Genomic DNA, 6,697 nt, shown 5'->3' on the forward strand with positions numbered 1-6,697 from the left:
GCGGTTAGGGCAGAATGGCGTTATCGTATGCAAAACTCACCAGGTGCGTCAGGCTTTTTACATTGAAACGTTTGTATAATGGGATAATCCTTTTCTCAATTGCGGAATGGGAAACCTTCAGGTCGTGTGCAATCTCCTTAAATGAATAGCCTTTGGCTACAAGCTCCAGTGCTTCTTTTTCTTTTCTGGAGATGGCAAGGTAATTGAAAAGCGCTTTGTTCAGTTCTTCTTCAAACTTTTCCTTCTCCGGACCGTAGGCAGCATAGCGCATCACTTTTCCAAAAATCAGACTGCGATTTACCTGGAAGCGTCCGATGATTGATTCCACATGACCATCAACTGCACTGTGTACGCCTACACGCGCTGTGATCGGAACATGGCTCCCATCCTTATGGATCTTTTTGAGATCTATCGTGAAACTATACTTTTCAAGATCCTCGGTTTTCTGATGGATGAATCTTAAGGCTTTATCATTCAGGTCGTGTGAGAAAGGGGCAAATTCGGGAACAGACATATTGACAATGGCAAGCATGTTGATTTCATCATCCTGATAACCCACTACTTCTTCCCATCCCATGGCAAAAACCATGCGATTTTCTTTAAAGGAATAGATATATATGGCTTCCTCCGGAAACTTAGGTATCGTCTGCTTGTAATAGATGAACTGCTCACTTTCCAGATCTGCAGGAATATCTGTTATGAATGTCTTTGAATACTCTCCAAATTTCTCGCCCGACTGCATTTCGTTTCTATTTCTCTGATTAAATTTTCAAAACTGCGCATTTACACAGTTGTGGCAACCATCAATTGACAGTAATTTTGAGGCAAATTAAATAAAATAGTTTTCATTACCACACAATACCGCTATCAAATCAAACAACTCTTTAAATACCACCACGATGCACCTTAAAAAATTAAACAAATCTTATACAACGAGATATTCAATTTTTGTATTGAGCATTATCGCCGTTGCGCTCTTCATATTATGTTTTTATCAGGCCTATAGAACAGGGTTCTGAATAAAGGTCCCCCCCTACATCTATAAAATAGCAGTCCTGATTTTTTAGGACTGCATTTTATTTTTTACTCGTAGGCAGCCATTGAAAATACCTGATCGGTATATGGCGACAAACGCTCAGCTCCTTTTAGAAAATCAAGGCTGATGACAAATGAATATCCGGCCACCTCAGCGCCGAGTTTTTCGATCAGCTTTGAAGCCGCCACCACCGTCCCCCCTGTCGCCAGCAGGTCATCATGGATCAATACGCGCTGACCACTTAACAATGCATCTTCATGGACTTCTATAGTAGCCTCTCCATATTCCAGAGCGTAGGACTCCTGAATGGTCTTATAAGGCAGCTTACCCGCTTTGCGGATGGGCACGAAAGGCACCTTTAACAGTTGCGCCAATGCAGGACCGAAAAGGAAGCCCCTGCTTTCTATCCCCGCCACAACATCAATTTTCAGCCCGTTAAGCTGTTCCGCCAGTGCTGCGGCAATCTCAGTGCATAGACCATGATCTTTCAATATGGGGGTAATGTCTTTAAAGGTGATGCCCGGTTTTGGAAAGTCCTGAACGTCGCGCACCGTCGCTTTTATCTTTGTTTCAATCATTATGATATGGAAATGAGGTTTGAACCGCTGCAAAAATAACAATCTTATCTGGTTGGCAACATCGCCATTGTCTACTGATTTTAATCCATACAATCAAAAAGAAAAATAAGGGGAAAGTTTAATCAGTGTTTCTTCTGACAAGAGCAGCACCTTCCGCAGATCATTCAGATCCTGGTAATTGCCATGCTGTTTTCTATATTGGATCAGTGCATTGATCTGCTTATACCGTAGATAGGGATGCCGCTTCAGGTCTTCATACTGTGCGGTATTGACATTAATCTTCCTTACCAGGCGGGGATCTATTGTAATTTGCCCAGAGATCTGTATATATTTTGCAGAATCAATTCCAAACACCTCCAGCAACTGCTCTTTATCATAAAACCCTCCAAGGCGGTCACGGTATCCGGCAATTCTTCGGGCAAACACGGCACCAATCCCCCGCAGTCTATCCAGTTCAAGGGTATCGGCAAGATTAAGTTCCACCAGTTTCAGTACCTCTGGCTTTTTCACTTTCTGATGCTGTTTGCTGATATGTTCAGGATACCGGTCCCTAAAACTGGAATCCTTTGTGATCCTTACATAAGGCAGCAACCTAAGGTATAATTTTTTATTTATGGTGTACATCTTTCCAAGGTCTTCGGGTTTATAAAACCTCCCGCCCTTGTTCCGGTAATTAAGAATGCCCATGGCCTGCTTCTCAGAAAGACCTAAGCGCACCCATTGGGCTAGATCTATTACATTCGGGTCAAAATTAAAAAGCTCAGCCACCGACTGCTCTGGTTTCGGCAAAGTCCGGATGTCAATCAGCGCGATGCGCTTCGGTCCCTTGATGGTATCCGAGGCCAGCAATTGCAATACTGCCCGACGTTCTTCCGCTGTCATCATCGGTGGTGGTACAAATTTATCATACACAGCAGGGACCACCGACATCAGCCCAATCAGGAAGATCAAAACCAGAACGCCATTAAAGGCATTCCGACTAAATACGAAGTAATTATTTAACCATTTTCTCATCGCCCGCCGAATCTACTACCGTTATTTAGAAATATTAATGTTATTTTTGAAATTGCTTTCCAATTCACAAACACTTTTACATGAAAATCATAACCACGAAAGAATTTGCAAAGGCTACTAAAATCGACAAGTTAGGTGTCCCGGGTTTAGCGGCTTTACTGATGGAGGTGATGAAGCTCAATGACATTAATAAAGTATTTTCACAAAATGTTCATTACAACGGACTGGAGTTCGTTGACAAAATATTAGAAACCATTGGCGTAAGCATCGACTTCGATGAAAACGACCTTAAAAGCATCCCTAAAACCGGAGGTTTCATTGCTATCGCCAACCATCCTTATGGTGGCATCGAAGGCCTGGCACTGGTAAAGCTTCTTTGTACCGTCAGACCTGAAGCTAAGGTAATGGTCAACTTTATCCTTAAAAAGATCCCCAACCTCAGCGAGTTCTTTGTTGCGGTAAACCCCTTCGAGAACGTCCAACATTCATCAAGCATCAGCGGACTGAAAGCGACCTTTGATCTCCTGCAAAGCGGCACCCCAATCGGCATATTCCCTGCGGGAGAGGTATCAACCTTTAGCCTCGACAAACAGGAAATTACGGACCGGCTATGGCATCCTGTGGTAGGTAAACTCATTGCTCGTGCCAAAGTCCCGGTAGTACCCATTTATTTCCATGGAAACAACGGCGTACTTTTCAACATCCTGAGTTTCATCCATCCCACATTGCGAACCGCAAAACTCCCGTCTGAGTTTTTAAATAAACAAGGACTGAAGATCAAAGTCAGGATTGGGAAGCCGATTCATATTGACGACATCTCCTATAAAAACAACACCAATAAATTGCTCGATTTTCTTCGTGCACGTACTTACGCACTAGGCACTGGATTAGAAGAAGAGAAAAAGCTGTTCAACCCGATCAGCCTCTTCAAAATAAAGAAAAAACCGGAACAAATTATCGAGGAAACAGAACGCAACCTTATCGTTAAGGAGGTCGAACAACTCGAAAGCTTCAGGGTTTGGCAGGAAAAAAATTACGAGGTATATATCACGCCAACTTCTATCATCCCCAATATCCTGAGAGAAATCGGCCGGCTCAGGGAAATCACCTTCCGTGAAGTAGGCGAAGGCACCAATAAAAAAATTGATCTCGACAATTACGACATCTATTATAACCACCTTTTTATATGGGATAAAGATCTGCAGAATATCGTTGGTGCTTACAGAATCGGTAAGGGAGACGAGATCCTGGATACTATGGGCAGACGCGGGTTTTACATCTCTGAACTTTTCAAAATTAAGGAGCCTTTCTATCCCATCCTAAGAAAGGGAATTGAGCTGGGCAGGTCATGGATCCGCAAGGAATATCAGCAGAAACCACTACCGCTGTTCCTACTGTGGAAAGGCATACTAAAATACCTGCTGGATAATCCGCAATACCGCTATATGTTCGGTCCGGTGAGTATCAGCAACAACTTCTCCAAGTTCTCCAAATCATTGATTGTTGACTATATCACTAAGAACCATTTTGATTACGACCTGGCCACCTTTGTGAAGCCTAAAAACAAATTCAAAGCCGATCTTTCTGCTATTGATAAAAACTTGCTGATTGAAAGCAGTGAATCTTTGAAAGACCTCGACAGCTTGATTTCGGATATTGAAAATTCGCACATTAAAATCCCAGTGCTTTTGAGGCAGTACATGAACCTGAATGCAAAGATCATCTGCTTCAATATAGATCCGAAATTCTCAGATTGCCTGGATGGCTTCCTACTGGTTGACACCCAGAATATCCCTCCCGAAATGCTGGAAAAGATTGGCAAAAACTTCTAAATAATAAAAGAGCTCAGGCATCCACCTGAGCTCTTTTTGATCAACTAAACCTAAACGTATAAATACTAACCAAATATTTATGACGCGAAGATATCGCTGTTATATTAACGGGGTATTAACTGAAAGTTGTGATTAATTATTCTTAACATAAAAAGCTCGAATGAGAAACATAATTGAGCAGTTCGATAGTTAAAGTTCTAGCAAGCTATTGTTTTGATATTATTCTTGTCCACCGAATTATGCACACCATCCCATTATTTGACACGCTATTTTCAGCCTCTCTTTAACAAAAGCATTAATGCCAAGCACATTTAAGAAGAGCGGATGTTGTTACTTTACCAATTGTCTTCCCAGGTTTCGGAAAAATTTAATGGCCTACCGCGGTGAAATAGAAAGTATAATCCGGCGAATATCTTGCTCCAGTTGCCCTAGATTTCGCTCTAACTGTTACTTTCGAATCATATTCATCCATAGCATCATTTGCCTCAACAGTAACTTTTTTTGTCCCACTTTGCGGTGTAGTTTTAGAGGTGCCATAAGGATAAATCAAGAATTGTTTTTGCGCTGGGAAGTTTGTTGAATTATCTGAAACTACCCATTCCCAATAAATGTCGGCGTCATTAACTGAAGAAATAAGCTTTGAGTAGTTTATGTCATATGCAAATTTCCATACATCCCTTTCCATGTGTCCTGTTGGATTAAAAGGTGTGCCATATGCATGGGCGAAACCACAGTCAACGCCAAATAGAATGGTTTCAACCTTATTAACGCTGTTAATAGATATAGAATTCGACAAATCAGGTGCGGCCGGGTTAACGGTTACAGTGCATTTGAAAGTTTGAACGGTAGTTCTGCCTTTATTCGCCTCATCATATGTATAAATATTACAGTCTCTAAAGGTAATCTCTACTGTCTTAGGCGAAGTCGACTCATTGGTCAATTTGTATTGGAACCGTCCTGCCGTGTTATTGTTACTGAAATAGTTAGTATTCCACAACACGCAGTAAACTCCCGGATGTTGCCCCGGGGCATAACTCATTTCACCAGAGGACGGCACTGAAACAACTTCTTTCTTTTCCAGGGGGTTCTGTCTTGAATATTCTCCGGTAACAGTAAACGTTACAATCGATCCAGATGCAACAGGGGAATCCGGGCCTTTAAATGCGAGTTGTGCACTAGCTTCACTTGGGAATAAACCAAATACTATTCCAAAGACAAAAAAAATAATTATATGTTTCATTTTGTCGTTACTTAATTGTTAATATCACTTGAGGTTGGCGCTTCAACGGGATGCCCGTCTTTATAATGAATGTATGGATTACTTTCGTAAGCTGCTTGCATCTGTTCCAGACTAAGTTGGTCTATTCCATCTATAGAAAACATTTTCGTTTGCCCATTGTAGACGATGTGCTTTACATCCACTCTCACTAACTTGCTGAAATAGACTTTTAATGTTTCAATCGTCGTATCGATAGATACTGTTGGCTTTTCCGGCTTACCGACTTCTTGTTTACAGCTAAAGAGTACGGAAAGACAAAGTACTATACATGCTATTTTTAGGCATGTCTTAAATGGAAAACGCTGTTTCATTTACTTTTATTCTAAAGGTTAATTATTGAAAAATGACATTATTATCATTAATTTTTATAAAAGTATTTAATAATACATATCTAATTACACGATTAAGTTTATTTAACCAAAACATAACAATTCCTTAAATTACTAAAACAAAACAATTGTAAATATGGTAATGGAATTACTCTCATTACAAACTAAATAACTGCTAAAAAAAGTTAACAATATATCAAATATTGAATTATTCAACACAATAAAACTATAAAAATTTCCTACATTAGTAAGTACACAGGAATAACGAGAGTGAGAACAAATTAGCTTGGACACTAAGAAGCGGCAACAAAATAAATTATATCAGGCGAGAACTGATCAAAATGAGAATCATTTACGCGTTTCACCTCTATTGGCGATAATTTAGAATAGCCTGTTATACTATGAATCAAATTAAACAGTGATTTTTGTTTTGAAAAAAACGATCTCAGTCACAGATAGAATTTGCACAAAATACAAAAGAGCTCCGACATCCATCTGAGCTCCTTCTGATCAACTAAACCTAAACGTATAAATACTAACCAAATATTTATGACGCAAAAGTAAGCTGATCATATTAAGTACCTGTTAACATCTCATTATCATAAAATTATATCCGACTAAAACTTAAT

At 40.1% G+C, this 6,697-nt stretch carries 6 protein-coding genes; 1 reads left to right on the plus strand and 5 read right to left on the minus strand.

What is annotated here, in order from left to right; genetic code table 11:
• Positions 1 to 4: 4 nt before the first annotated feature.
• The 3 genes from PBAL39_RS15430 to PBAL39_RS15440 all read right to left on the minus strand — a co-directional run bounded on the left by PBAL39_RS15430 (position 5) and on the right by PBAL39_RS15440 (position 2,628).
• Positions 5 to 742 carry a response regulator transcription factor gene (locus PBAL39_RS15430; protein WP_008243153.1) on the minus strand — a complete coding sequence of 246 codons (738 nt, stop codon included), beginning with the start codon at positions 740 to 742 and terminating at the stop codon, positions 5 to 7.
• 341 nt (positions 743 to 1,083) lie between these two features.
• Entirely contained in the window at positions 1,084 to 1,614 is a 531-nt protein-coding gene (locus PBAL39_RS15435) for an adenine phosphoribosyltransferase (protein ID WP_039866777.1), read from the minus strand.
• A gap of 93 nt (positions 1,615 to 1,707) precedes the next feature.
• Positions 1,708 to 2,628 (minus strand): ComEA family DNA-binding protein, encoded by a 921-nt coding sequence (locus tag PBAL39_RS15440; protein WP_008243155.1) that lies wholly within the window; start codon positions 2,626 to 2,628, stop codon positions 1,708 to 1,710.
• A gap of 80 nt (positions 2,629 to 2,708) precedes the next feature.
• Between PBAL39_RS15440 and PBAL39_RS15445 the strand changes: the two genes are divergently transcribed.
• Complete coding sequence (locus PBAL39_RS15445; protein ID WP_008243156.1) at positions 2,709 to 4,460, plus strand: lysophospholipid acyltransferase family protein; 1,752 nt, start codon at positions 2,709 to 2,711, stop codon at positions 4,458 to 4,460.
• Positions 4,461 to 4,827: 367 nt separating this feature from the next.
• On the opposite strand, the gene PBAL39_RS15450 is transcribed toward PBAL39_RS15445, so the two are convergent.
• A complete protein-coding gene (locus tag PBAL39_RS15450; RefSeq protein ID WP_008243157.1) occupies positions 4,828 to 5,700 on the minus strand; it encodes a hypothetical protein in 873 nt (290 codons plus the stop codon).
• Positions 5,701 to 5,711: 11 nt separating this feature from the next.
• Positions 5,712 to 6,050 (minus strand): hypothetical protein, encoded by a 339-nt coding sequence (locus tag PBAL39_RS15455; protein ID WP_008243158.1) that lies wholly within the window; start codon positions 6,048 to 6,050, stop codon positions 5,712 to 5,714.
• Between the last annotated feature and the right edge of the window lie 647 nt (positions 6,051 to 6,697).

This window comes from Pedobacter sp. BAL39, assembly GCF_000170795.1.
In the GTDB taxonomy this organism is placed as follows: Bacteria; Bacteroidota; Bacteroidia; order Sphingobacteriales; family Sphingobacteriaceae; genus Pedobacter.